This is a genomic window from Pseudomonas reidholzensis, assembly GCF_900536025.1.
Taxonomy (GTDB): domain Bacteria; phylum Pseudomonadota; class Gammaproteobacteria; order Pseudomonadales; family Pseudomonadaceae; genus Aquipseudomonas; species Aquipseudomonas reidholzensis.
Window position 1 is genome coordinate 113,823 of record NZ_UNOZ01000027.1, and the last position, 24,247, is coordinate 138,069.

19 protein-coding genes and 1 pseudogene are annotated in these 24,247 nt (G+C 65.1%); 15 read left to right on the plus strand and 5 right to left on the minus strand.

Annotated features, from left to right (window positions below; all coding sequences use genetic code 11):
- Window positions 1-3: 3 nt before the first annotated feature.
- Complete coding sequence (locus CCOS865_RS17625; protein WP_119143133.1) at window positions 4-1,530, minus strand: O-antigen ligase family protein; 1,527 nt, start codon at window positions 1,528-1,530, stop codon at window positions 4-6.
- Between the two features lie 94 nt (window positions 1,531-1,624).
- On the opposite strand from CCOS865_RS17625, the gene CCOS865_RS17630 reads away from it, so the two are divergent.
- The 12 genes and pseudogenes from CCOS865_RS17630 (at window position 1,625) to CCOS865_RS17685 (ending at window position 15,952) form a co-directional block, all read left to right on the plus strand.
- A complete protein-coding gene (locus tag CCOS865_RS17630) occupies window positions 1,625-3,001 on the plus strand; it encodes an oligosaccharide flippase family protein (RefSeq protein ID WP_119143135.1) in 1,377 nt (458 codons plus the stop codon).
- A gap of 279 nt (window positions 3,002-3,280) precedes the next feature.
- Window positions 3,281-4,747 (plus strand): FAD-dependent oxidoreductase, encoded by a 1,467-nt coding sequence (locus CCOS865_RS17640; RefSeq protein WP_119143139.1) that lies wholly within the window; start codon window positions 3,281-3,283, stop codon window positions 4,745-4,747.
- Between the two features lie 123 nt (window positions 4,748-4,870).
- Window positions 4,871-5,488 (plus strand): acyltransferase, encoded by a 618-nt coding sequence (locus CCOS865_RS17645; protein WP_119143141.1) that lies wholly within the window; start codon window positions 4,871-4,873, stop codon window positions 5,486-5,488.
- The gene (locus CCOS865_RS17650) at window positions 5,481-6,437 is read left to right on the plus strand and encodes a glycosyltransferase family 2 protein (protein ID WP_119143143.1); all 957 of its coding nucleotides are present in this window, start codon (window positions 5,481-5,483) and stop codon (window positions 6,435-6,437) included. Before CCOS865_RS17645 ends, CCOS865_RS17650 begins: the two co-directional genes overlap by 8 nt.
- 8 nt (window positions 6,438-6,445) lie before the next feature.
- On the plus strand, window positions 6,446-6,970 hold the full coding sequence (locus CCOS865_RS17655; RefSeq protein WP_119143144.1) for a serine O-acetyltransferase: 525 nt from the start codon (window positions 6,446-6,448) through the stop codon (window positions 6,968-6,970).
- Window positions 6,971-7,033: 63 nt separating this feature from the next.
- Entirely contained in the window at window positions 7,034-8,011 is a 978-nt protein-coding gene (locus CCOS865_RS17660; RefSeq protein ID WP_119143146.1) for a glycosyltransferase family 2 protein, read from the plus strand.
- Window positions 8,012-8,018: 7 nt separating this feature from the next.
- Window positions 8,019-9,002 (plus strand): annotated as a pseudogene (locus CCOS865_RS28610) (DUF535 family protein); the annotation flags it as partial.
- Window positions 9,003-9,653: 651 nt separating this feature from the next.
- Window positions 9,654-11,021 (plus strand): glycosyltransferase family 4 protein, encoded by a 1,368-nt coding sequence (locus CCOS865_RS28615; protein WP_341868388.1) that lies wholly within the window; start codon window positions 9,654-9,656, stop codon window positions 11,019-11,021.
- A 63-nt stretch (window positions 11,022-11,084) separates the two neighbouring features.
- Window positions 11,085-12,287, plus strand: coding sequence for a glycosyltransferase (locus CCOS865_RS17670; protein WP_119143150.1), 1,203 nt, complete (start codon window positions 11,085-11,087; stop codon window positions 12,285-12,287).
- Window positions 12,284-13,474, plus strand: a complete 1,191-nt coding sequence (locus CCOS865_RS17675; RefSeq protein ID WP_119143152.1) for a glycosyltransferase family 2 protein — start codon at window positions 12,284-12,286, stop codon at window positions 13,472-13,474. Before CCOS865_RS17670 ends, CCOS865_RS17675 begins: the two co-directional genes overlap by 4 nt.
- Window positions 13,471-14,241: a WecB/TagA/CpsF family glycosyltransferase gene (locus CCOS865_RS17680; protein WP_119143154.1), complete on the plus strand. Its 771-nt coding sequence runs from the start codon at window positions 13,471-13,473 to the stop codon at window positions 14,239-14,241. The genes CCOS865_RS17675 and CCOS865_RS17680 overlap by 4 nt, the downstream gene beginning before the upstream one ends.
- A 286-nt stretch (window positions 14,242-14,527) precedes the next feature.
- Window positions 14,528-15,952 carry an undecaprenyl-phosphate glucose phosphotransferase gene (locus tag CCOS865_RS17685; RefSeq protein WP_119143156.1) on the plus strand — a complete coding sequence of 475 codons (1,425 nt, stop codon included), beginning with the start codon at window positions 14,528-14,530 and terminating at the stop codon, window positions 15,950-15,952.
- Here CCOS865_RS17685 and CCOS865_RS17690 read toward each other — a convergent pair.
- Entirely contained in the window at window positions 15,949-16,890 is a 942-nt protein-coding gene (locus CCOS865_RS17690) for a LysR substrate-binding domain-containing protein (RefSeq protein ID WP_119143158.1), read from the minus strand. The genes CCOS865_RS17685 and CCOS865_RS17690 overlap by 4 nt on opposite strands.
- 146 nt (window positions 16,891-17,036) lie before the next feature.
- Between CCOS865_RS17690 and CCOS865_RS17695 the strand changes: the two genes are divergently transcribed.
- Together CCOS865_RS17695 and CCOS865_RS17700 are read left to right on the plus strand one after the other, a co-directional pair.
- Window positions 17,037-18,413: an L-serine ammonia-lyase gene (locus CCOS865_RS17695; RefSeq protein ID WP_119143160.1), complete on the plus strand. Its 1,377-nt coding sequence runs from the start codon at window positions 17,037-17,039 to the stop codon at window positions 18,411-18,413.
- A 105-nt stretch (window positions 18,414-18,518) separates the two neighbouring features.
- Window positions 18,519-19,826, plus strand: a complete 1,308-nt coding sequence (locus CCOS865_RS17700) for a serine/threonine transporter (protein ID WP_119143162.1) — start codon at window positions 18,519-18,521, stop codon at window positions 19,824-19,826.
- 93 nt (window positions 19,827-19,919) lie between these two features.
- Here the strand turns inward: CCOS865_RS17700 and CCOS865_RS17705 are convergent, their stop codons facing one another.
- The 3 genes from CCOS865_RS17705 to CCOS865_RS17715 form a co-directional block, all read right to left on the minus strand.
- Window positions 19,920-20,378: a DUF1842 domain-containing protein gene (locus CCOS865_RS17705; RefSeq protein WP_119143164.1), complete on the minus strand. Its 459-nt coding sequence runs from the start codon at window positions 20,376-20,378 to the stop codon at window positions 19,920-19,922.
- A gap of 19 nt (window positions 20,379-20,397) precedes the next feature.
- Window positions 20,398-21,000 (minus strand): DUF1842 domain-containing protein, encoded by a 603-nt coding sequence (locus CCOS865_RS17710; RefSeq protein ID WP_119143166.1) that lies wholly within the window; start codon window positions 20,998-21,000, stop codon window positions 20,398-20,400.
- 295 nt (window positions 21,001-21,295) lie between these two features.
- On the minus strand, window positions 21,296-23,224 hold the full coding sequence (locus tag CCOS865_RS17715) for a sigma-54-dependent Fis family transcriptional regulator (RefSeq protein WP_119143168.1): 1,929 nt from the start codon (window positions 23,222-23,224) through the stop codon (window positions 21,296-21,298).
- An 802-nt stretch (window positions 23,225-24,026) separates the two neighbouring features.
- Here CCOS865_RS17715 and CCOS865_RS28325 point away from each other — a divergent pair.
- On the plus strand, window positions 24,027-24,247 hold a 221-nt coding region (locus CCOS865_RS28325), incomplete at its 3' end, for a hypothetical protein (protein WP_208644548.1).

The following is a 24,247-nucleotide window of genomic DNA, read 5'->3' on the forward strand; positions in this document are numbered from 1 at the left end:
GCTTTACCTGGGTTGGAGGCTGGAGGGGGCAAGCACTGTGTTCGGGGCGGACCTTAGCCGGCGGACCATCTGGATGTAGGCCACGCCCAGACCCCCGACCGACCAGTAGACGATGGGGATGACGGTGATGCTGCTGACGGTGAAGATGATCAGCATGATGCCCAGCAAGGTGGCGAACAGCGCCCGCCCGAGCAGGCGATATTCGTTGTCGTGGTCGTCGAAGGTGCGCATGGCCTTGCGGATCCCGAGCATCACGCTGACGAAGAAGCCGACGAACAGCGACAGCCCGACCAGGCCGACCCGCAGCGCCAGGCTGACGTAGGTGTTGACGATGTCGATGATGCCCTCGCCCTGGATCATCGACTGCATTTCCGGGGTATTGCGGAAATCGAACGAGCCGAACAGCGGGTAGCGCTTTATGACGATCCACGAGTTGTCGAGCAGGCGCTCGCGGTAGGTGATGTTCTCTTTCTCGACGTTGCCGATGAACGGCAGCAGGTCGAGCACCTTTTGCCCGCCGGGCACCACCGTCAGCAGCGGCATGGCCAGGATGCCGGCCAGCGCCAGCACCGTGAGGCGCTTGACCGCGTGGCGCCCGGTGGCGATGAACATGACGACGATCACTGCTGCGCCGATCCACGGCCCGCGCGACAGCGGGACGATCAGCCCGGCCGCCAGCAGCAGGGCGCCCAGGACGCGCTGCAACGTGCTGCGCACATAGCCCTGGACGAACAGGAACAGGCCGATCGCCACGCTGATCACGTAGCCCAGCGCGATGGCCTGGCCAGTAGTGGCGCTGGCGCGCAGCGAACCGCCGCGGCTGAGGTAGCTGGACATGCTCCAGTCCACGCCCATGGCCTCGAGCAGGCCGTTGTACAGCAGCCAGTGGCGGGTGAACTCGGCGACGGCCGTCAGCGACAGGACGAACCCGGCCAGGACGAACGCCAGCAAGGCATCCTTGAAGTCGCTGAGGGTCTTCAGGGCGCGGCTGACCACGTAGTACGGCAGGAACACATCGAGGTACAGCGAGAGCATCTGGCGCAAGGTGTCGGTGAGCGTGGTTTCGCGCAGGTACAGCAGGCCCATCAGCACTACGGCGGCCCCGAGCAGCTTGTCCGGCAAGCTGCGGCCGAAGGGCAGGGTGTCGCTCTGCCGGCTCAGCGCCAGCGCCGCCGGCAACAGCACGAACAGCGCCAGCAGGCGGATGTGGTTGAGTTCGAACAGGTAGTTGATCACGCCAAAGCCGGGGATCTGCACCGAGGCCGGGGGAATCATGAACAGCAGGATGAAGAACAGCGCCACGACGTTGCGTTCACGCCGCTGAGCCAGGTACATGATGACCGCCGCCACCGCGGCATACACCCAGAAGCTGTGGGAAAAGAACGCCACAAAGGTCAGCAGGAACCACAGATTACGCCGTCGCTTGAAATCGGCCTCGGGGATCAGGTCGGTGGAGGGGGTGCGGGCCATGGCAAAAACCACGCCAGCCAGGAAGACAATGACGATCAGCGCACGAAAATGTTCTGGCATTGGCTATGGCACCTGTCCCTTGGTTGACGAAGGCTCGCATCATGGCTAATTGAAACTATAGTGATTTCTAGCCATTCAGTCAGAGATTGAAGTCATGCCGTCGATTGATGTGTCTACTCCCGTGAGCCTGCGTAGCCGCGCGATCTGGGCCGGGGCATGGAACATAGTGTCGCTGCTGGCCTCGCAAGCGATGCGACTGGGTGGCAACCTGATCATGGCCCGGCTGCTGATGCCGGAAATGTTCGGCGTGATGATCATCGCCACCACCGTTTCAGTGCTGCTGCACCTGCTCTCCGATGTCGGTTTGCGGCAGAACATCATCCAGAGCCAGCGCGGCGACGACCCGCTGTTCCTCAACACCGCCTGGACCGTGCAGATCGTCCGTGGCTTCATCCTCTTCGGCCTGACCCTGCTGCTGGCCGTGGGCGCCTGGCTGGCGCAACTGGCCAACCTGTGGCCCGCCGACTCCACCTATGCCGCTCCGATCCTGCCTGCGGTGCTGGCCGTGACGGCGCTGTCGGCGATCATCGGCGGCTTCCAATCGACCAAGATAGATGTCGCTGTACGAACTTTCCAACAAAAGCGCGTGGTACTCATCGAACTGGCCTCGCAAGTGGCCGGTTTGCTGACCATGCTGGTGATCGGCTACCTGACCCGCTCGATCTGGTCGTTGGTGGTGGCGGGCCTGGTGTCCGCCCTGGTTGGCACCGTGCTGGGCCACGTGGCGCTGGATGGGCCGCGCAATCGCCTGCAATGGGACCGCAGCGTGCTGCAGGAAATGACCGTGTTCGGTCGCTGGATCCTGCTGTCGTCGATGGTCGGGGTACTGGCCATGTACGGCGACCGGATGTGGTTCGGCGCGAGCATGACGGCGGCCCAGCTGGGCGTCTATTCGATTGCCGTGCTGATTCTCGGCTCGCTGCAGATCGGCGTGCTGAGGCTGGCCGGGTCGGTGGCACTGCCGGCCTTCAGCGAGGCGGCGCGGGACGGCGACACGGCGCGGCTGAGGGCCCTGTACTACCGTTTCAAGCTGGTCATCGACCTGGCCATGCTGTTCGCCTGCGGGCTGTTCCTGACCGGCAGCCCGCTGCTCATCGGCCTGATGTACGACGAGCGTTATGCCGGTGCAGGTTCTATGCTGGCTATTCTTTCGCTGTCGTTCTTCACCATGCGCTATACCGTGGCCCATCAGCTGTGGGTGGCACTCGGGCTGACCAAGTACCAGGCCATCGACAACATCATCCGGCTGGTCTCGCTATGGGCGTTGATCCCGCTGCTGCTGGCCCTGGGCGGGGTCGACTATGCGATCTGGGGGGTCGCCTTGCACACCTTGCCGACCCTGGTGCTGATCGTCTACGTCAATTGCAAGCTGGACATGTTCGACCTCAAGCGCGAACTGGTGGTGTTACCCATGCTGGCGCTGGGGGCGCTGTGCGGGATGGCGGCGACGCATTTCTTCAACTGGCTTTGATACCCATTTAGCCGTTCCGGCGAGCGCCGGCGGCTGGCAATGCAGCGACTGAACGTCTAAAAATACTAATGGCATAGGTCTTGGGATCATGGGGAAACTTCAGTTTTGCAGTCCGCTGTTGGGTCGTAGGGGGTTTCTCCGTAGTTGTGCCGTGCTGGGCGTTGGCGGGGCGCTGTTTGGCGTCAACGCAAGCGCTGCGAGCAAGCCGGCCGACCCTGCGGGGTTTGTCGTCATCAATGGCTGGGTGCTGCCTGCCCGGTACTTCAAGGACGGCCAGGCATGATCAAGGACTATGAGACCGAGAAGGGCCTGCGCGACGATTACGACGTGTGCATCATCGGTGCCGGCCCGGCCGGCATCACCCTGGCCTTGCGCCTGGCCGGGGCAGGCTGGAAGGTCGTGCTGCTGGAAGGCGGAGGGCACGAGTTTTCAGCGCGCTCGCAAGCACTCTACGCGTGCACCGAGACCGGCCTGGAACTCTACCCGGACGAAACCCGCCTGCGTTTTCTGGGCGGCACCTCGAATCACTGGGCCGGGCGCTGCCGACCGTTGGTCGCCTCCGATTTTGCCGTAGCCCCGCCCGGCGACCTGCCGGGCTGGCCCATCCCCTTTGCCGAGTTCGACCATTACCTGGCGGCGGCCATGGACATCGTCGACTTGCCGCAAGGGGCGGATTTTCGCGCGATGAACGCCAGCCTGGGCGGCGAGGACTTCGAGGCCGACCGCTTTCTGCTCAGCCCGCCGACCCGCTTCGCGCAGAAATACGCCACCGCGCTCAATGAAACCCCCGGGCTCGATGTGTTCATCAACTGCAACTGCGTCGACCTCGAGTTCGACCCCGGCGCCCAGCGGGTGGCGGCGGTGGTCGTGTCGGATTACCAACTGCAGCGTCAGCGCCTGCTGGCGGGGCAGTTCATCCTCGCCACCGGCGCCATCGAAAACGCCCGCCAGTTGCTCAACAGCGAATCGCTGCGTGCGGCCGGCGTGGTCACCGAGGACGGCTTGGTCGGGCGGTGCTTCATGGAGCACATGAATGTCGACATGGGCACCTTCATCCTTGGCCAGGGGCAGGACGCCGACGCGCACCAGTACTACACCACCGATGCCTTCGTGGCCGAGTACCGCGCAGGCAAGGGTAATGTGTCCACCTCGGTGCTGTCGGATGTGCGCGCCTACGGCAGGACCGCCGAGGTCAAGCACTTTCTGGAAAGCCTGGCCTGCGACATGGGCGTCGCCAGCAAGATCGAATTCATTGCCAAGTTCAGTTGCCCCGGCGACGGCGTCATCGGCAGCATGATCGAGCAGCTGCCGAACCGGCAGAGCCGCATCACCCTGATCGATGAAAAAGACCCGCTGGGTGTCGCCAAGGTCAATGTCAACTGGGTCGTCAGCGATGATGACCGGCACACCATCAAGTGCATTGGCGCGGAGCTGGCCAAGCAGTTCGCCGCCCGCGGGATGGGCTTCGTCAAGCTCAACGAATGCGTCTACGACAGCTCGCAGCCGCTGAAGATGACCCCGCATGCGCACCACATGGGCACCACGCGCATGGCGTCATCGGCCAAGTTTGGCGTGGTCGACAGCGACTGCAAGGTATTTGGTACGCCAAACCTGTATGTGGCCGGCAGCAGCATCTTCGCCACCGGCGGCGCTTCCAACCCGACCATGCCGCTGCTGCAGTTCGCCGTGCGCCTGGCCGACCACCTCGATGAAAAACTGAAAACGGCGCGTGGAGCGCTGGCGTGAGATGCAAGGCCATTGGCTGAAGTACGGTTGAGAAGGGTGGGTGAAGCCGGTCAGCACCAAGAAGAACGAGACCGAATTCGCCTCAAGGACAGTCCAGGATGGTTTTTTTGCGAGGCTAGCAGAATGTTTGGATGGCTACGGAGCGCATTCACCTACTACGTCAACTCAACCGGGCGAGGCGGCTCGACCTATAAACGATTGTTCAACCCCAATGCGCGAGACTGGGGCGCGTACCTGTCGCGCTGGGGCAAGTTTCACTCGGTCGGCACCAACGTGCACATCAATATCGGGTGCAACATTACCGACCCGGGCCTGGTGCGGCTGGGCAGCTACGTCGGCTTGTCTGACTGCACCCTGATCGGCCATGACGCGGTGGTCGCGCTGATCGAGGTGCGCTACGGCAAACACCTCGACTCGGTCGGTTTCATCGACATCAAGGACAACTGCTTCATCGGCTACGGTGCGATCGTCATGCCGCGTGTGACCATCGGGCCGGATTCGGTGGTCGCCGCCGGCGCGGTGGTGACCAAGGACGTGCCCCCCGGCACCGTGGTAGGCGGCAACCCGGCAAAGGTCATCTGCACCGTCGAAGAGCTGATCAAGCGGATCGAGGCGCGGTGTGCCGAGTACCCGTGGATCGACCTGGTCAAGCAGCGCGAGGGCGCCTATGACGCTGAGATCGAGCCGACCCTGGCCGCCGAGCGGGGTGAGTACTTCTTCCGGGACGGTAAAAATGGTTAGAAAGCCCGTCGATGTGATGGTGGTCAACTTCAATACCGCGGCCTTGCTGCAGCCGATGTTCGACGCGCTGCGCAAGGCCGACGGCGAAACGCTGGCGAGTTACCTGGTGGTGGACAACGCCTCGGCAGACGATTCGGTGCAGCGCATGGCCGAGGTCTGCCCGGACGCCTTGTTGCTGAGCAACACCAAGAACGTCGGGTTTGGCCGGGCCAACAATCAGCTGCTGGAACACTTGCAGGGCAAGTACGCGCTACTGCTCAACACCGATGCGTTCGTTGCCGCCGACAGCCTGGAGAAGACCATTGCCTACATGGACGCCAACCCCGACTGCGGGGTGCTGGGGGTGCGCCTGGTCGGCCGTGACGGCGACCTGCAACCGAGTTGCCGGTATTTCCCGACGCCGTTCAACATGTTCGTCGCGCGGGCCGGGCTCGGGCGGTTTTTCCCGTGGGTAAAGATGGTCGACGAGATGAGCTGGGAGCATGACGCGGTGCGCGAGTGTGACTGGCTGCCCGGCTGCTTCTACCTGGTGCGCCGTGAAGTGCTCGACCAGGTCGGCCTGTTCGACCCGCGTTACTTCCTTTATTACGAGGAGGTCGACCACTGCAAACGGGTCAAGCAGGCCGGCTGGAAAGTGGTGTTCTACCCGCACACCACGGTCGTGCACATCGGCGGCGAAAGCTCCAAGTCGGTCGCCGAGCTGGAGGCCGCGAGCCGGCAGATCTCGGCCTACCAGATCGAAAGCGAGCTGCTGTACTTCCGTAAGCACCACGGTGTCTCGGGGCTGATCCTGCACATGCTGCTGGTGTGCCTGGGGGACCTGGTGCTGGCCCTCAAGGCGCTGTTGAAGGGGCGCGGCTGGGCCGCCATCCACGCCTGCTGGCGGCACAGCGTCATCACCTGGAAGCTGTTGTTCGCCACCCGATTCGCAAGCCAACCCACACGGTAGGTGAAGCCATGTTCGACAATATTCGCGCGGACTTGCGTGCATACGGCGGTGACTGGGGTGCCCAGGGCTTCTGGGTGATGCTGGTGTACCGCTTTGGCCGCTGGCGTTACGGCGTGCGCCCGGCGTTGCTGCGCAAGCTCTGCTCATGGGTCTACAAGGTGCTGTTCAAGCTGGTGCAGATCATCACCGGGGTCGAGCTGCCGTGCGAAGTGGTGGTCGGCCGCAACTTCGTCATCGACCATTTCGGCGGGATCATCATCAGTGGCTATGCTCGGTTTGGCGATGACTGCCGGATCCGCAACGGCGTGGTGGTGGGTTTGAAGAATGTCAGCGAGCCGACCGCGCCGGTGATCGGCAACAACGTCGACATCGGTGCCGGGGCCAAGCTGCTGGGCAATATCCGCATTGGTGACAACGTGGTGATCGGCTCCAATGCGGTGGTGTTGATCGACGTGCCGGACAACTGCCTGGCGGTGGGCGTGCCGGCGACCATCAAGAGCCGCAAGCCGACCCAGGCCATGGAGTGTTCGTGAGCCGGCCGTTGGCGTGTGGAGCTGGACCTGCAGGGTTGCGTTGAACACTGGCGAGTGAGGCTCATGGTGACAGGCATCGGGGTGGTGGTAATCGGTCGTAACGAAGGTTTGCGCCTGGAGCGCTGCCTGGCGTCGTTGGCCGGTGGGGCGGATCAGGTGGTGTATGTGGATTCGGGGTCGACCGACGGCTCCGTGCAGCGGGCACTCAGCCATGGCGTCGAGGTGCTCGCCCTGGACCTGGCCACGCCGTTTACCGCGGCGCGCGCGCGCAACGAGGGCTTTGCCCGTCTGCAACGGCTGTGGCCGGACCTGCGCCATGTGCAGTTCGTCGACGGTGATTGCGAGGTGGCGGCCGGCTGGCTGGCCAGCGCCCAGGCGTTTCTCGAGCAGCACCCGCAGGTTGCGGTGGTGTGCGGGCGCCGCCGTGAGCGCTTCCCCGACCAGTCGGTGTACAACCTGCTGTGTGACCTGGAGTGGGACACCCCAGTCGGCGAAGCCAGGGCTTGCGGCGGGGATGCGCTGATGCGGGTCGACGCCTTCACGGCGGTGGGTGGTTACAGCCCAGGCCTGATCGCCGGAGAAGAGCCCGAGCTGTGTGTGCGCCTGCGCGCCGCCGGTTGGAAGATCTGGCGCCTGGCCGCCGAGATGACCCTGCACGATGCTGCCATGACCCGCTTCAGCCAGTGGTGGCGGCGCAGCCTGCGCACCGGCTATGCCTTCGCCGAAGGTGCCGCGCTGCACGGCGCGCCGCCCGAGCGGCACTGGCTGCGCGAGTCGCGGCGGGCGTGGCTGTGGGGGCTGGTGGTGCCGTTGCTGATCGTCCTGGCCAGTGTGCTGCTGGGCGGCCAATGGCTGCTGTTGCTGTTGATCTACCCGCTGCAAGCCATGCGCCTGGCGCGTCGTGGCGCCCGCTCGGCGCGCGAGAACTGGCTGCAGGCGGTGTTTCTGGTGCTGGGCAAGTTCCCGGAGATGCTCGGCCAGATGAAGTTCGTGTTGAACAGGTTGTTCGCCGGCAAAGCCGCCCTGATCGAGTACAAGTGAGAAGCCTATGATGCTCGGATCACTAGTGAAAAGCGTACTCGCGGTGCAGCCCGGGTATTCGTTGCGGGCACTGAACAACAAGCGCAAGTTGGTCGTGCTGATGATCACGTACTGGCCGGAGCTGAGCGGGTTCATGCAGCGCATGACCACGGCGCTGGGCAAGCACGGGGTCGACCAGCTGGGCGCCGACACGGTCGGCGTGGTGCAGTGGCCGTATATCAGCAAGGCGTGGGACGCCGAGATGCGCCTTGGCGTGGTCGCGGCGCACTATGAGGAAGTCACCCGCTACCTGCCAAGCCTGCTGTTGCTGGGGCGCGATGAGGCGCTGACGCTGTGTGACCTGTCGAGCTATTCCCCTGGCTGCAGCCTGGTCCTGGACCGGCCGGTGTGGTTCCAGCGCGAAGGCGAGCTGGTGCTCAACCTGTTCCAGGAGGAGGTGCGGGTGGCCTCGCTGGCGTTCAGCCTGTGCCGCCTCCAGGGCCAGCTGTACCTGGTGATCGGCGCCGTACAGGGGATCCACAAGGGCATCGACAGCGAGCGCTCGCTGGCCATCTACCGCGACCTGACCAAGGACTTCGAGGGGCTGCGGCCGCGCAGTTTCCTCATCGAGGCGATCAAATGCCTGGCCCGCACGGTCGGGGCGGCACGCATCTATGCGGTCGGCGATGCCTATCGCCACCATCGCCACCCCTATTTCGGCGCCGAAAAGGCCAAGGAGCTGGCGGGCAACTACGACGTCATCTGGATGGAAAATGGCGCGGCGCCGTCCGAGCGCGAAGATTTCTTCAGCATCCCGTTGGCGCCGGCCAAGCGCTCGGCAGACGACATCGCGCCGAAGAAACGGGCCATGTACCGTCGCCGCCATGAGCTGCTCGACGAGGTCTTCGCGCGGATCGCCGCGGCGATCCCCGGCAACGACGAACAGCGCCAGCTGCAGGGCCACCGGCAACGCCTGGGCGTCGCCCTGAGGCTGCCCCAGGACGAACCCCCGGCCACGTCCCGCTCGCTGTCGGCCAGGGTCGCCACGATCCTCCGCCGGCTGACCACCGAGCCGCGCGCCGACCAACGCTTGCTCGCTTACGTGCGCAAGGCCGGGATCCTGCCGACCCTGCGCAAGATCTGCCGCGAATTGGGCAAGCAGGGGCTTGGCCTGTTCTGGCAAAGCGCCGCAGCCAAGGGGGCAGGGGTGTTGCTGCCCGAGCCCAGTGTGGCGGCCAGTGCGCTGTTCCCGCGCGATGTCTTGCTGGTCAGCGAGTTCGAGCCCGACCAGCGCCTGCAAGCCCGGCCAGAGCAGGCACGCCAAGCGCTGTCGAGCCTCGGCTACCGTTGCCAGGTGGTCGACTGGCGCAACCCGCACGCCTGCCTGACGGCGTTGCAGACCTGCTCGAGCGTGATCTTCCATCGGCTGCCGGCCGTGGCCGAAGTGGCGGCGCTGTACCAGGAGGCGCGGCGGCTCAAGGTCAGCTGCTGCTGGGACGCCGATGAGCAGATCTTCGACCCTGAGGCCTACCGCCAGCGGGCGGACGTGGCGGCCTTGAGCGAGGCGACCCAACACAGCGTCATGGCCGCCGTCGCCCTCTATCGCCAAGCGCTGCTGGCCAGTGATCGGGCGATCGCCGCGACCCCGGCCCTGGCCCAGGCCATGCGTGACGCCGGTGCCAGCCAGGTCGACCTGGTGCAGAGCGCGGCCGGCGAGGCCAGCCTGGACACCGAGCAGCTCGCGCAGGTGTTCCCGCCGCCGCCGAGCCCGCGCACCCGGCGCATCCTCTCGGCGAACATCTTCTTCGCGCCGAGGAGCTTTGGCGGTGCCACGGTGGTTGCCGAACAGATGACCCGGCTGCTGGGCGCCACCTCGCGCTGGCAGCAGTTCATCTTCACCGCCTTGCCGTCCACCGAGCAGCCGCTGTACACCCTGCACCGCTATGAAGCGCAGGGGGCGGCGGTGTTTGGCATGGGGCTGTCGGAGAACATCTCGCAGCGGGAAATCTTCGAGAACCTGGCCACCGTCCCGGTGTTCGACGCGGTGCTCAGGAGCGTCGCCCCGGACCTGGTCCACCTGCACTCGATCCAGGGCCTCGGTGCGCAGTTGGCCGACTGCTGCGCGCGGGCCGGTATTCCGTTCGTGGTCACCCTGCATGACGCCTGGTGGATCTGCGGGCGCCAGTTCATGATCAACAACCAGGGCCGCTACTGCGGGCAGACCACGGTGAGCCTCGAGGTGTGCGCCAAGTGCGTAGACGATGCGCCGTTGAACGACTACCGGCAAAAATTGCTGGCCAGCACCTTGAAGAAAGCCAACCTGCTGCTGGCACCCAGCCGCTTCACCAAGGACCTGTACATCGCCAACGGCTTCGATGCGACGAAAATCCGCGTCAACCGCAACGGCATCATGGCGCCGGGCGCCGACTACCATAAACAGCCGGGCCAGACCCTGCGCTTCGGCTTTGTCGGCGGCAACTCCACGGTCAAGGGCATCGACCTGATCGTCCGCGCATTTGCCACGCTCGATCGCGCCGACTACGAGCTGAAGGTGGTCGACAACCTGCTGCACATGGGCTTTCGCTCATTCAACCGGCACAGCATCAAGATCCCCGGCACGGTCAGCATCATCCCCGGCTACACCCAGGCCAACATGGACGAATTCTTCTCGGGCATCGACGTGCTGCTGTTTCCCACGCAGTGCAAGGAAACCTTCGGCCTGGCCGTGCGCGAAGCGCTGGTGCGCGATGTCTGGGTGATCACCACGCACGCCGGCGGCGCGGTGGAAGACATCGTCGATGGCGTCAACGGCACCATCATCCCGTTGAGCGCCGATGAACGTTACCTGCGCCAGGCCCTGGCCGAGATCCTCGACAACCCGGCGCGCTTTGCCCAGCACCGCAACACCTTCAAGGACAGCATCACCTTGTTCAGCGACCAGGCCCTGGAACTCCAGGGGATCTATGAGGAAGTGCTCAGCGTAGGTGCAACGGCAGGTAGCCAGCCGTCGGCGATCGACAGCCTGAAGTAGCGGGCCAGCGGTCGCCGGGGCGGGCCTGATTCTTTCATCGTTCAGGCATTGATTCGGATTTCTATGCGCATAGCTTATTTCATCAATCAGTACCCCAAGGTCAGTCACAGTTTCATTCGTCGCGAAATTCTCGCCCTGGAGCGCCAGGGCCTGGAGGTCCAGCGGATTGCCTTGCGGGGTTGGGATGGCGAGTTGCAGGACGAGGAAGACATCGCCGAGCGCGAGAAGACCCGCTATGTGCTGCAGGACGGCGTCAAAGGCCTGCTGGGGCCGATGCTGCAGGTGCTGCGCGCCGAGCCAAGACGGTTTTTCGCGGCGCTGTGGCTGAGCCTGCGCATGGGCCTGCGCGCCGACCGGCCATTACCGTACCACCTGGTCTACCTGGCCGAAGCCTGCCGCGTGGTGCAGTGGTTGCAGGCGTTTTCGGCCGAGCACGTGCACGCGCATTTCGGCACCAACTCGACCGAGGTGGTGATGCTCGCCAACGTCCTTGGCGGGCCGGCCTTCAGCTTTACCGTGCATGGGCCTGAGGAGTTCGACAAGCCGCAGTTCCTGCACATGGGTGAAAAAGTCCGCCGCGCCGCCTTTGTCGCGGCGGTCAGCTCCTACGGGCGCAGCCAGCTGTACCGCTGGGTGGCGCATGCACACTGGGGCAAGGTCAAGGTGGTGCATTGCGGCCTGGAGCCCAGCTTCCATGCGGTCGCGCCGGTGGCCGCGCCGGCGGCGCCTCGGTTGGTATGCGTGGGCCGCCTGTGCGAGCAGAAGGGCCAGCTGTTGTTGCTCGAGGCCGCGCGCATACTCGCCGCCAAAGGCGTACCGTTCGAGCTGGTACTGGCCGGCGATGGCGAGATGCGCGCGCAGATCGACGCGTTGATCGCCGAGCATGGCCTGCAGGCGCAGGTGCGCATTACCGGCTGGATCAGCAGCGCCCAGGTCCGCGAGGAGATCCTTGCCGCCCGCGCCCTGGTGCTGCCGAGTTTCGCCGAGGGCCTGCCGGTGGTGATCATGGAGGCCATGGCCCTGCGCCGACCGGTGCTGACCACCTTTGTGGCGGGCATCCCCGAGCTGGTTCGCCCCGGGGAAAACGGCTGGTTGTTCCCCGCGGGCGCGGTGGACGAGCTGGCCGCGGCCATGGCCGACTGCCTGGCGCAACCCGCCGACGTGTTGCAGCGCATGGGCGACGCAGCCTACCAGCGCGTGCTGGAGCGTCACGACATCGATACCGAGGCGGCCAAGTTGGCCGGCTACTTCAAGGCATGCGCATGATGACTGTACTGAGCTGGCTGTTGAGCGCGGTGGCGCTGCTGATCCTGTTGCCGGTGCTGGTGCTGTTCGCCCAGGTCCTGCTGGCCTGCCTGCCGGCGCGCGTGCCGCCCGCCGGCCAGGGGCCGCGGCCGCGGGTGGCGGTGCTGATGCCGGCGCACAACGAGGCCGCAGTCATCGTCCGCAGCCTGGAGAGCATTCGCGGGCAACTGGGCGAGGGCGACCGGGTGCTGGTGGTCGCCGACAACTGCAGCGATCAGACGGCGGCCCTGGCCCGTGCTGCAGGCGCAGAGGTGGTCGAGCGCGCGCATGCGCACCTGCGCGGCAAGGGCTACGCGCTGGATTACGGCGTGCGCCACCTGGCCGAGGCGCCGCCGCAGGTGGTGGTGGTGATCGATGCCGATTGCCAGGTCAGCCCAGGTTCCATCGACCACCTGGCGCGGCGTTGCATCGACAGCGGCCGGCCGGTGCAGGCCCTCGACCTGATGTGCGCGCCACCGGGCGCCGGGCTGAAAATCCAGATTGCCGAGTTTGCCTGGCGGGTGAAGAACCTGGTGCGCCCACGCGGCTGGGCGCGCATCGGCTTGCCGTGCCAACTGATGGGCACCGGCATGGCCTTCAGCTGGCCGGACCTGGCCGCGAGCAACCTGGCCACCGGGCACCTGGTCGAAGACCTGAAGCTGGGCCTGGACTTCTGCCGCAACGGCAAGCCGCCGCTGTTTTGCCCAGACGCGCAGGTCACCAGCCTGTTCCCGACCAATGAAGAAGGCCTGGCCAGCCAGCGCAAACGCTGGGAGCACGGTCATCTGGGGGTGTTGCTGGCGGAAGGCCCGCGGCTGGTGCGCGATGCGCTGGCCCGGCGCAACGGCCCGTTGCTGGCCATGGCGCTGGACCTGCTGGTGCCGCCGCTGGCCTTGCTCAGCCTGGCGCTGATGGCGGTGTTCGGCCTGACCTGGCTGGCCTGCGGGGTGTTTGGCGTGCTGGCGCCGGCGTTGATCGCCACGGCCGCCATGGCGATGCTTGGCGCGGCGGTGTTGCTGGCGTGGGGGCGATTCTCCCGCGAGCTCATCCCGTTTTCGGTGTTGCTCTACGCGCCGTTCTACGCGGCGAAAAAAATCCCGCTGTACCTGGGTTTCCTGCTGAAACGCCAGGTGGAGTGGGTGCGTTCGAAACGGGATGACAGCCAATGACGGACTGGGCGTGGCAGCAGCGCTGGAAGGCACTTATCGAAAAACTCCAGGTGGTGACGGACGCCGCCGACCAGCAACGGCTGGTGACGACACTGGCCGCCCCGGACAGGCCGACGGTGCTGGGGTTCGTCAATGCCCACGCGATGAACCTGGTGGTCAGCGACACGGCTTATCACCAGGCGCTGTCAGCGGCCGACGTGCTGTTGCGCGACGGCGCCGGGATGAAGATCCTGTTTCGCCGGGTCGGTCTGGAACCGGGCCTGAACATGAACGGCACCGACTTCATTCCTGCCTTGCTGGCGGCATTCAAAGGCCGCCATGTGGCGTTCTGGGGCACCGAGGAGCCCTACCTGAGCCAGGCCGCGCAGCACTGCCAGGCACGCTTTGGGGTGCAGGTGGTCTCGACCCTGCATGGCTTTGCCGACGTCGACCACTACCTGGCGCTGGACCGTGAGTTGCAGCCGGCGCTGATCATTCTCGGCATGGGCATGCCCAGGCAGGAAGCCATAGCGGCGAGGTTGGCGGCTGCTGGCAGGCCGTGCCTGGTGGTCTGTGGGGGCGCGATCATCGACTTTCTCGGTGGCAAGGTGACGCGGGCACCGCGTTGGCTGCGGCGAGTGGGCGGCGAGTGGGTCTACCGCCTGCTCAAGGAACCGAAACGGCTGTTCAAGCGCTATGTGATCGGCAATCCGATGTTCCTGCTGCGCACGCTGCTGTGTCGCAAAACCGCGCAGGAGGGCGCCAGAAATCCGCCGCGCACGCTCTGACGCGCGGCCCTGGAAACGGCTGAATCAGCCAAAAACGATGGCCGGTAGGCGTCGAACCGCACTGCTTGCAGGGTACTGCTACAGTGATATCAACCGCCGCTGATTCACCGGCTTTACACCGGGCAGCGGGGTAGTGCGATCGCCCAACCACCTGAATGAAGCCCACTCCGAGCTGCCTTGTCAGAGTGCCCAGAGGCTATTGCGTGAGGCAAAGCCGATTGGCGGTCATACCGTGTAGCTGTGATGCAAAAGCCTTCGTTACGCTCCTATGCGATGAGGTCTGACAATGGTTTTCGAGCCCCGAAGCAGTCGTTCGTTACTACAACGCAGAAGCAGCGTCAGCAACGCCATCCAGGCGGGCCTCGACGGCATAGCGGTCACCGGGATCGCCTGGTACCTGATCTACGATCAATTCGGCTACATCACCTCTGATTACGTCATCATGCTGCTGCTGTTGATCGGTGCGCTGTCGGTGATCTACGACCACTACGCGATCTACCGCAGCAACGTCGGGCTGTCGATCAAGGCCTTCAGGTTGTTCAAGGCCTGGTCGGCGACGTTCTGCTTCCTGGTGGTGATGGCGTTCCTCACCAAGCAGAGCGAGACCTACTCGCGGATGCTGGTGGGCAAGCTGTTCGTCATCGGCTATTGCGCGCAGCTGTTTCTGCACTTTGCCGTGCGCGAGGTGCAGAAGCGCTTTCTCGCCAACGCCTACCGCATGGACAACGCCTTGATCATCGGCGCGGGTGACCTGGCCAACTTCCTCCACCTGAAAATCAGCAACAACCCCTGGTTCGGTGAGCGGGTGGTGGGCTGCGTGCTTATCGAACCGGCGACCGAGCCTGCCCGTGAAGGGCCCGAGGGCCTGCAGCGATTACCGGTGCTCGGGCATATCTCGCAGCTGGACGAACTGGTCACCCAGCATGCGATTCGCACGGTGTATCTGGTGACACCGCTGGGCGGCTCCGAGGTGATCAACGAGGTCTACCTGAAGCTGCTCGACCGCTGCATCGCGGTCAACTGGGTGCCCGACATCTTCTCGCTGCGCCTGATCAACCACAGTGTGCGGGAGATCGCCGGCATTCCGGTGCTGACCCTGTCGGAAACGCCACTGACCGGGATGAGCCTGTTCCTGAAGAACCTCGAAGACCGCGTGCTGGCGGCGTTGATCGTGCTGTGCGCCTCGCCGGTGCTGCTGGCGATCGCTATCGCGATCAAGCTCGACAGCCCGGGCCCGGTGTTCTTCCGCCAGGAACGGATGGGCTGGACCGGCGAATCGTTCCGCATCTGGAAGTTCAGGAGCATGCACGTGCACCAGCCGGAAAACGGCGTGGTCAAGCAGGCGCAGCGCAATGACCCGCGCCTGACCCGGGTCGGTGCCTTTATCCGCCGCACCAGCCTGGACGAGCTGCCGCAGCTGTTCAACGTGCTCACCGGGCAGATGTCGCTGGTCGGCCCGCGGCCGCACGCGCTGCAACATGACACCCTGTATTCGCAGGACATCGTCGATTACTTCGCTCGCCACAACATCAAGCCGGGCATGACCGGCTTGGCCCAGGTGCGCGGGTTCAGGGGCGAAACCAAAGGCATCGAGCAGATGATCCAGCGGGTCGACTCGGACATCGAGTACATCAACAACTGGTCGCTGTGGCTCGACTTCGTGATCCTGGTGCGCACCTTGAACGCGTTTACCGGCAAACAGGCGTACTAGTGAATGGCCAGCGGGTGCAGTGCGCGAAACCCTAAGGCTTCTTCCACCAGCCAGTCATGCACCGCCCGCGCACCCGGCTGAGTCAGCCCGCCGGGCGGGTAGTGCAGCACGTAGCGTTTGTGGTTGGCGATCGGCACGCCGAACGGCACGATCAAGGTGCCGCGCTCCAGCTCGTCATTGAGTAGGGTGCGTCGGGCGATCGCCACGCCCACCCCGGCGATCGCCGCCTCGATGGTCAGGTGGTTACGGTTGAACGTATGGCCGCGGCGCACATCCAGTTCGCCGGCACCGATACCCTCCAGGTAAAACTCCCATTCCGCGTATTCCGAGCTGCCGCGCCAGGCGGTGATGTCGTGCAGCAACGGGTAGTGCACCAGGTCCGCCGGCCCGTGCAGTGGCGGCCGGCCGCGCAGCAGGGCCGGCGAGCACACAGGAAAGATCTGCTCGTCGAGCAACGGCGTCGAGAGCATCCCCGGGTAGCTGCCGTCGTTGAGGTCGATGGCCAGGTCGAAATCGTCCGGGTGCAGCGCCTGGTTGCTGTCTTCGGCGACCAACCTCAGTTCGATGTCCGGGTAGCGCTGCTGAAAGCGCGGCAGCCGCGGCGTCAGCCATTTCGCCAGAAACGAGGGGATCGAGCGCACGCGCAGGGTGCCGCGGATCTCGCCAACGTCCAGGCGCAGCAGCTCGGCCTCGATGCTGCCATAGGCCTCGGCCACCGTCTGCGCCAGGCGCTGGCCCTCGGCACTCAGCTCGACACCGCGGGCCTTGCGCTGGAACAGCCGGTAACCCAGGCGCTCCTCCAACTGACGCATCTGCTGGCTGACCGCGCCCGGGGTGATGTGCAGCTCTTCGGCACAGCGGGTGAACGACAGGTGCCGCGCCGCGCAGGAGAACACGTGCAACCAGACGAACATCTGGCCATTGAGCTGCTTGCGCATTGTTTAGTCCTGCTAAAGGCTTGCTTAGGAGAATTCGTTGGTCAACGCCAAGGGCACGGCGCAGTATCTCGCAAAGTTGTAATAGCGTTCAATTTTTTCAGAGAGCCCGGCCGTGGCACGACAGCACGGCAGGGCCAGGCATTAGTATGGCTATCAGTGTTTTCGACCTCTTCAAGATTGGCATCGGCCCTTCCAGCTCCCACACCGTGGGGCCGATGCGCGCCGCTGCGACATTCGCCCAGGCCCTGCGTGAGCGTGGCGTGCTGGAGCGGGTGACCCGCGTCGAGGTCCGCCTGTATGGCTCGCTGTCTGCCACCGGGGTCGGCCACGCGACCGACCGCGCCTGCTTGCTGGGCCTGATGGGGCAGTGGCCGGACCGTATCGACCCGGCCACCATCGAACCGCGCATCGACCAGCTGATGCAGGAGCAGTGCCTGATGCTCGATGGGCGCCAGCCGATCGCATTCAACTACACCCGCGACATGCGCCTGCTCGACGAGAGCCTGGCCTACCACCCCAACGCCATGACGCTCGAGGCCGAAGACGGGCAGGGCAGCCTGTTCAGCCAGACCTACTACTCGGTCGGGGGCGGTTTCATCGTCGAGCAGGCCGAGATCGACGCACCGCAGGCCAGCACCGACCAGGTCAGCCTGCCGTATGAGTTTTCCAGCGCCGCCCAACTGCTGACCCTGTGCAAGACCCATGGCTTGAGCGTTGGGCAACTGATGATGGCCAACGAACGCGCCTGGCGCAGCGAGGCCGAGATTCGCGCCGGGCTGCTGGGTATCTGGGCGGCGATGCGTGACTGCGTCGACAACGGCCTGCGCAACGAAGGCATCCTGCCCGGCGGGCTCAAGGTCAAGCGGCGCGCCGCGCGCTTGCACCGCAGCCTGCAGGAAGTCGGCAAGCCCAACGTGATCGGCTCGACCTTGAGTGCGATGGAGTGGGTCAACCTGTTCGCCTTGGCGGTCAACGAAGAAAACGCCGCCGGCGGGCGCATGGTCACCGCGCCGACCAATGGCGCGGCGGGCATCATCCCGGCGGTGTTGCACTACTACATGAAGTTCAACCCGACCGCGTGCGACGACGATGTGGTCTCTTTCCTCCTCGCTGCCGCCTCGGTCGGCATCCTGTGCAAGAAAAACGCCTCGATTTCCGGCGCCGAAGTGGGCTGCCAGGGCGAGGTTGGCTCCGCCTGCTCGATGGCCGCCGCCGGCCTGGCCGAGGTGCTTGGGGCAACCCCACCACAGCTGGAAAACGCCGCGGAAATTGCCTTGGAACACAACCTCGGGCTGACCTGCGACCCGGTTGGCGGGTTGGTCCAGGTGCCGTGCATCGAGCGTAATGCGATCGCGGCGGTCAAGGCGATCAACGCCGTGCAGATGGCGCTGCGCGGTGATGGCGAGCACTTCATCTCGCTCGACCGGGTCATCCGCACCATGCGCGATACCGGCGCCGATATGCACGCCAACTACAAGGAAACCTCGCGCGGCGGCCTGGCCGTTGCCTTCGTCGAGTGTTGACCCGCTAACCCCCCTGCAATGCTTCACGGTGCGGCCAGGGCCGCGCCTGCTCTACTGCGACACCCGCTCTACCTGCGACAAAAACAACTAAAAAGGCGATATCTGATGACCGATGTACATAGCACCACGACTGTTCGTGCGGATTCGGCCGCCCCCGCTTCAGCGGCGGGCTCGACCAGCTGGAACCGCCACGACACCACCTGGGCCCTGGGCCTGTATGGCACGGCCATCGGCGCGGGCACCCTGTTCCTGCCGATCAATGCCGGGGTCGGTGGCTTCTGGCCGTTGTTGATCCTGGCCGTGCTGGCGTTCCCGATGACCTTCTATGCGCACCGGGCACTGACCCGTTTCGTGCTGTCGGGTCGCAAGGGCGGCAACGAAGACATCACCGAGGTGGTCGAAGAGCACTTCGGCGTCGGTGCCGGCAAGCTGATCACCTTGCTGTACTTCCTGGCGATCTTCCCGATCCTGCTGGTGTACAGCGTCGCCTTGACCAACACCCTCACCAGCTTCCTGGAAAACCAGCTGCACCTGACGGCGCCGCCGCGGGCCTTGCTGGCGCTGCTGCTGATCTGCGGGCTGATGGTGGTGGTGCGCTGTGGGCAGCAGATCATCGTCAAGGCCATGAGCGTGCTGGTCTATCCCTTCGTCGCCTCGCTGCTGTTGCTGGCCCTGAGCCTGATCCCCAACTGGAACGGCGCCTTTCTGGCCCAGGCCAACGAGGGCATCAGCGCCTCCAAGCTGCTGCTGACCCTGTGGCTGGCGATTCCGGTGATGGTGTTTTCGTTCAACCATTCGCCGATCATTTCGGCCTTCGCCGTCGACCAGAAGCACCGTTATGGCGCCGACGCCGACCGCAAGAGCGGCCGCACCCTGGGGGTGGCCCACCTGATGATGGTGGTGACGGTGATGTTCTTCTGCTTCAGCTGCGTGCTGGCACTGAGCCCCGCCGACCTTGCCGCCGCCAAGGCGCAGAACATCTCGGTGCTGTCGTACCTGGCCAACCACTTCCAGACCCCGGTGATCGCGTTCGTTGCCCCGCTGATCGCCCTGGTGGCGATCACCAAGTCGTTCCTGGGCCACTACATCGGTGCCAGCGAAGGCTTCCAGGGGATGATCGTCAAGAGCCTGCGCGGTCGCGGCAAAGCCTGGCCGGCCAAGCGCCTGGAACGGGTGACCGCGTTGTTCATGGTCATCGCCTGCTGGATCGTGGCGACGCTCAACCCGAGCATCCTGCGCCTGATCGAGAGCATGGGCGGGCCGGTGATCGCTTGCCTGCTGTTCCTCATGCCGATGTACGCGGTGCGCAAAGTGCCGTCGCTGCGCAAGTATTCGGGCACCTTGTCCAATGTGTTCGTGACCCTGGTGGGGTTGATCACCCTGTCGGCGATCTTCTACAGCTTCTTCGCCTGAAACGAACCAGGCTTGTTCGTGGGATGAACCGCGAACAAGCCTGGTCTGCCGCTAACGGCTATCGCGCGTGGCGCTCAAAGCCGTCTCCCTGGATCAGGCGCTTTGCAGGTGCCTGATCGCCTCCTGCAGCCGCTCGGCCGGCTGGCGCACGTTCTGATGGGTCACATCCGGCGCCTTGCGCACGCGTACATGCGGTTGGTCGATCCAACGGTCGCCATTCAGGTAGCGATAGCTGGCGTTGCCGTTGCTCCAGTCGGCGTCGAGCAGGCCCTGCAGGTGGAACGTCTCGGCGATCTGGCTGAGCGGCCCGCTGGGGTTGCCGTCCAGGTGCAGGACGATCGCGTTGCCGGCGCCTGCGGCAGGCGGCAGTTCACTGTAACTACCCCACACATCGGCATGGAACACCTGCACCGGGTGCGTGGCCTGGGCGATGCGCGCCACGCCGGTGACCTTCTTGGCAGGCGTGTTGACCAGCAGGTCGAGGGTCAGGAACGGCGCGCCAGGCAGGTTGTTGCTGACGTTCAGGCGGGTATGGAAAAGTCCGATGGCCATGCTGTTTCTCCTTGTCTGCTCAGGCTTTGTTGGCGGCCTTGCCGGCCTTGGCGGGGGTCGTGTTGCTGGCGGCAATGGCCTGGTCCAGCGCCTTGCCGACCGAGCCTGCGGCCAGTTGCTTGAGCTGCTCGAGGTTGCCCGAGGCGATCGCCGCCTCCAGGGTCGCTGTGTTCAGCTCGCTGCCGGTGTCGACGTTGGGCAGCGCCTTGACACGCTGGTTGTCCAGCTGCGCCGGGACTTGCTCGACCTCGATCCAGCGCTGGCCGTTGTAGTACTGGTAGGTCGCCACGCCGCGCTGCCAGTCGCTGTCGAGCAGCAGGTGCAGGCGCAGTTGCCCTGGGGAGTTGGCGGAGGGGCCGCCGTGGTTGCCCTGCAGGGTGACAAGGATTTTCGAATCGGTCGGCGGTTGCACCGTCAGGTAGGCGTAGGTGCCCCATGCGTCCAGTTGCAGGTTGAGCGGCGGGTTGGTCGTTTGGCTGACCACGGCGTTGCCGCGCAGGCTGCGGTCTGGGGTATAGACCAGCAGATCGAGTTGCAGGCGTTGCGCGCCAGGGGCATTGCTACCGATCTGGTAGGACACCGGGAACAAGCCTACCGATGCTGCGTGCTGAGCTTCAGACATGATTGCCTCCATTGCATTCGATGAATGAAAAACCGGGTTGATGCTGGCGCAGGCGGGCGGGAAAGACGAGGAGAGGGGACGGCGAGCCGGATTGCGGTCTGCCGGGGGGGCAAGCCCACCGGGTCGGTGGTTTGCCCGCTGCGAGCGGCTGTTGGCAGCCTGCTTGTGCAACCCATCCTTGGTCTGCGGTGCCACCTGCCTGGCAGCCCACTGAGTTAAGCAGGCGTTGCAGGCGGTGATGGCCAATTTGCACTACGGCCGACGAGTGGCATTTTTGCCCTGCACTGAGGGGGTGTCAGTCCAGCTGATTCGGCGGCATGATCCGGTGGCGTTTCATCTTGCGGTACAGGGTCGAGCGGGAAATGCCCGCGGCTTCGGCGGCGGCGCTGATGTTCCAGTGCTGGCGGCGCAAGAGTGTGAGCAGATGCCGAGCCTCGGCGTCCTCCACTTGATCCTCCAGGCGCAACGGCTGATTTGCCATCGCCGTGGGGGCTGGGCGGGCGAACAGCTCTTCGGGCAGGCAATCGACATCGATGACCCCATCCTCGGCCAGCGCGACCGCGTAGCGCAGGGTGTTGAGCAATTGGCGCACGTTGCCTGGCCAAGGGCTGGCCTCGAGCAACGCCCGCGCCTGGTCATCCAGACGCAATGGCACGCCATCCGCCAGGCGGGCAAGCAGGTGCCCGATCAGCTCGGCGCGGTCGGTGCGCTCGCGCAGCGCCGGCAGGCTCAGGCGCATGCCGCACAGCCGGTAGTACAGGTCTTCGCGAAAGCGCTTGTCGGCGATCATGGCCGACAGGTCCTGGTGGGTCGCCGACACCACCTGGATATCCAGCGCTACCGGCGTTTCGGCGCCCAGCGGTTGCAGCTCGCGTTCGGCCAGCACACGCAGCAGGCGGGTCTGCAGGTGGGCGGGCATGTCGCCGATCTCGTCGAGGAACAGCGTGCCGCCGTTGGCCAGCTCGAGTTTGCCTTTCATGCCCTTGCGGCTGGCCCCGGTGAAGCTGCCGCTGCGGTAGCCGAACAGCTCGCTTTCGATCAGCGACTCGGGGATGGCCGCGCAGTTGAGCGCGACGAAGGGGCCGGCGTGACGTCGGCTGGCCTGGTGCACGGCGCGGGCGAAGGCCTCCTTGCCGGTACCGGTTTCGCCGCTGATAAGGATGCAGATGTCCTTGTCGATGACCTTGCGCAAGCGCCGCACGGCGTGTTGCAGCTGCGCATCGCCACCTGCCAGTTGCTCCAGGCCGGGGTGGCTCGGGGCCGGTGCGGCCGGTTGTTCCTGCGTCGCAGGCAGGCGGTAGCCCGCTGGGACCCGTAGGCCGACTTCGATGATCTGCTCGCCGGCCGTTGCGCGCAGCTGGGTGCCGCGCGCGCCGCCTTGGGTCAGCGCGAGCAGTTGGTCGATCGAGGCGGGCAGCAGCTGCTCGATGCGCTGGCCGAGCAGGCCGTCGGGGCAGGCCAGGAACGCGGCGCGGTTGGCGCCGATCACCCGGCCGCCTTCGTCGAGGGCGAGCAGTTGCTCGTTGGCCAGGTCGGTGATGTCGTCGCGGGGTTTCAGGGCGAGGGTCAGGCGGTCGCGGTAGCGTTGGCGGAAGTGGGTGTTTTCGATCAGCCGGGCGTACAAAGTCACCAGGTGCAGGGTCAGGTGCTGGGCCTGCTTGGGGCCTTCGCTGTGCAGGCAGGTGGCGTTCAGGCAGCCGAGCAGTTGGTTATGGGCATCGAAGATGGGCGATACCGAGCAGCTCAGGCGGGCGTTGGCCGCGAGGAAGTGCTCCTGGCGGTGGATGGTAAGTGCCTGGGCGGAGGCGAGGGCGGTGCCGATGCCGTTGGTGCCGGCGATGGACTCGTCCCAGCGGGCGCCGACGATCAGCCCGGCGCGTGAGTAACGGTGGTGGTCAGCGGGCAGGCGGGCGTCGAGGGTGATGCCGTCGGCGTCGCTGAGGAGCACGGCGAAGCCGGCATCGACCACGCGGCGGGCTAGGCCGTTGACGCCTTGGCCGGCGATCGTCAGGTAGGCTTCGTGCTGGGCCTGGTGCTGGCGGATTTCGGCGGCGCTGAGGATGTTGTCGACGTGGCGCAGGCTGGGGTCGAGGTGGTGCTGGTTGATGCTGCGGTACCAGGATTCGGCGATGACCGGTTCGGGCGCCAGGCCGCGGTCGGCGAAGTGGCCGTCGATGAAGGCGGCCAGGTTTCTGGCGTGGGCTTCGGGGGTGTGGGCGGGCATGGGCGCTCCCCGTATTGTTTTTGTCTGGGGCCGGGTTTGGGGGCCGGGGTAGAGGGAAACCATAGCGGGTTGTGGTGGGGTCTGCATAGGTAGTGGGATTTTAGATTGTGGGCTTATCCATTTGCTGTGGTGCGGCCACTGGCCCCTTCCGCCCTTACGGCGGGTCACTTTTGGCAAACGCCCCAAAAGTAACCAAAAGGTCTTGGCTCCTGCATCCGGCCCTCCGCTGCGCTACGGGTTCCCTCACTCCGGTCTTGCTCCCGCGAGGACCGGGCTGTACGGGCCTTCCTGGCCCGCAGCCCTTGCCGGCCTTCCTGGCCGTCACCTCGCTCCGCAAGACCTCCGTTCGGCCTCCTGAAGTCGCAGTAGATCAAGATCACGAGCCAGATCAAAGGCCAGATCAAGGGCCAGGGCAACGGCTGGCGAATCGCTGCGCTCTCGCTTGTTTATAAGGGCGGTACAGCGCGGCAGCGCCAGAATGTGCATTGGCAGTCCTGGCCTCTTCGCGGGCAAGCCCGCTCCCACAGGATCTCCGCATACCTTCAGAGCGACGCGGTACCTGTGGGAGCGGGCTTGCCCGCGAAGAGGTCCTAATATCCACCGCCCATGCCACTATCGAAGATAACGCCAGCCCAGGCGCCACCCCTAACTTGGCGACCTCAGGAGGCCGAACGGAGGTCTTGCGGAGCGGGGTGACGGCCAGGAAGGCCGGCAAGGGCTGCGGGCCAGGAAGGCCCGTACAGCCCGGTCCACGCGGGAGCAAGGCCGGAGTGAGGGAACCCGCAGCGCAGCGGAGGGCCGGATGTGGGAGCCAGCGGTTTTTGGTTACTTTTTTCCAAGAAAAAAAGTGACCCGCCGTAAGGGCGGAAGGGGCCATAAGCGCCACCACCTGAAATGGATAAGCACACCATCCCCCCGCGCGCATTTTCGTGCCCGCTTCCTGCCTCCCACGCAAATCCACTTTTTTGCCCTTTTTGAAAAAAAATTCAATGGGGGTATTGACTTAGCATCGGTACCTGCGTA

What these genes read in the sequence shown, in the direction of transcription:
- CCOS865_RS17625 (WP_119143133.1), bottom strand. Translation starts at nt 1,530, where the DNA reads ATGCCAGAACATTTTCGTGCGCTGATCGTCATTGTCTTCCTGGCTGGC.
- CCOS865_RS17630 (WP_119143135.1), top strand. Translation starts at nt 1,625, where the DNA reads ATGCCGTCGATTGATGTGTCTACTCCCGTGAGCCTGCGTAGCCGCGCG.
- CCOS865_RS17640 (WP_119143139.1), top strand. Translation starts at nt 3,281, where the DNA reads ATGATCAAGGACTATGAGACCGAGAAGGGCCTGCGCGACGATTACGAC.
- CCOS865_RS17645 (WP_119143141.1), top strand. Translation starts at nt 4,871, where the DNA reads ATGTTTGGATGGCTACGGAGCGCATTCACCTACTACGTCAACTCAACC.
- CCOS865_RS17650 (WP_119143143.1), top strand. Translation starts at nt 5,481, where the DNA reads ATGGTTAGAAAGCCCGTCGATGTGATGGTGGTCAACTTCAATACCGCG.
- CCOS865_RS17655 (WP_119143144.1), top strand. Translation starts at nt 6,446, where the DNA reads ATGTTCGACAATATTCGCGCGGACTTGCGTGCATACGGCGGTGACTGG.
- CCOS865_RS17660 (WP_119143146.1), top strand. Translation starts at nt 7,034, where the DNA reads ATGGTGACAGGCATCGGGGTGGTGGTAATCGGTCGTAACGAAGGTTTG.
- CCOS865_RS28615 (WP_341868388.1), top strand. Translation starts at nt 9,654, where the DNA reads ATGCGTGACGCCGGTGCCAGCCAGGTCGACCTGGTGCAGAGCGCGGCC.
- CCOS865_RS17670 (WP_119143150.1), top strand. Translation starts at nt 11,085, where the DNA reads ATGCGCATAGCTTATTTCATCAATCAGTACCCCAAGGTCAGTCACAGT.
- CCOS865_RS17675 (WP_119143152.1), top strand. Translation starts at nt 12,284, where the DNA reads ATGATGACTGTACTGAGCTGGCTGTTGAGCGCGGTGGCGCTGCTGATC.
- CCOS865_RS17680 (WP_119143154.1), top strand. Translation starts at nt 13,471, where the DNA reads ATGACGGACTGGGCGTGGCAGCAGCGCTGGAAGGCACTTATCGAAAAA.
- CCOS865_RS17685 (WP_119143156.1), top strand. Translation starts at nt 14,528, where the DNA reads ATGGTTTTCGAGCCCCGAAGCAGTCGTTCGTTACTACAACGCAGAAGC.
- CCOS865_RS17690 (WP_119143158.1), bottom strand. Translation starts at nt 16,890, where the DNA reads ATGCGCAAGCAGCTCAATGGCCAGATGTTCGTCTGGTTGCACGTGTTC.
- CCOS865_RS17695 (WP_119143160.1), top strand. Translation starts at nt 17,037, where the DNA reads ATGGCTATCAGTGTTTTCGACCTCTTCAAGATTGGCATCGGCCCTTCC.
- CCOS865_RS17700 (WP_119143162.1), top strand. Translation starts at nt 18,519, where the DNA reads ATGACCGATGTACATAGCACCACGACTGTTCGTGCGGATTCGGCCGCC.
- CCOS865_RS17705 (WP_119143164.1), bottom strand. Translation starts at nt 20,378, where the DNA reads ATGGCCATCGGACTTTTCCATACCCGCCTGAACGTCAGCAACAACCTG.
- CCOS865_RS17710 (WP_119143166.1), bottom strand. Translation starts at nt 21,000, where the DNA reads ATGTCTGAAGCTCAGCACGCAGCATCGGTAGGCTTGTTCCCGGTGTCC.
- CCOS865_RS17715 (WP_119143168.1), bottom strand. Translation starts at nt 23,224, where the DNA reads ATGCCCGCCCACACCCCCGAAGCCCACGCCAGAAACCTGGCCGCCTTC.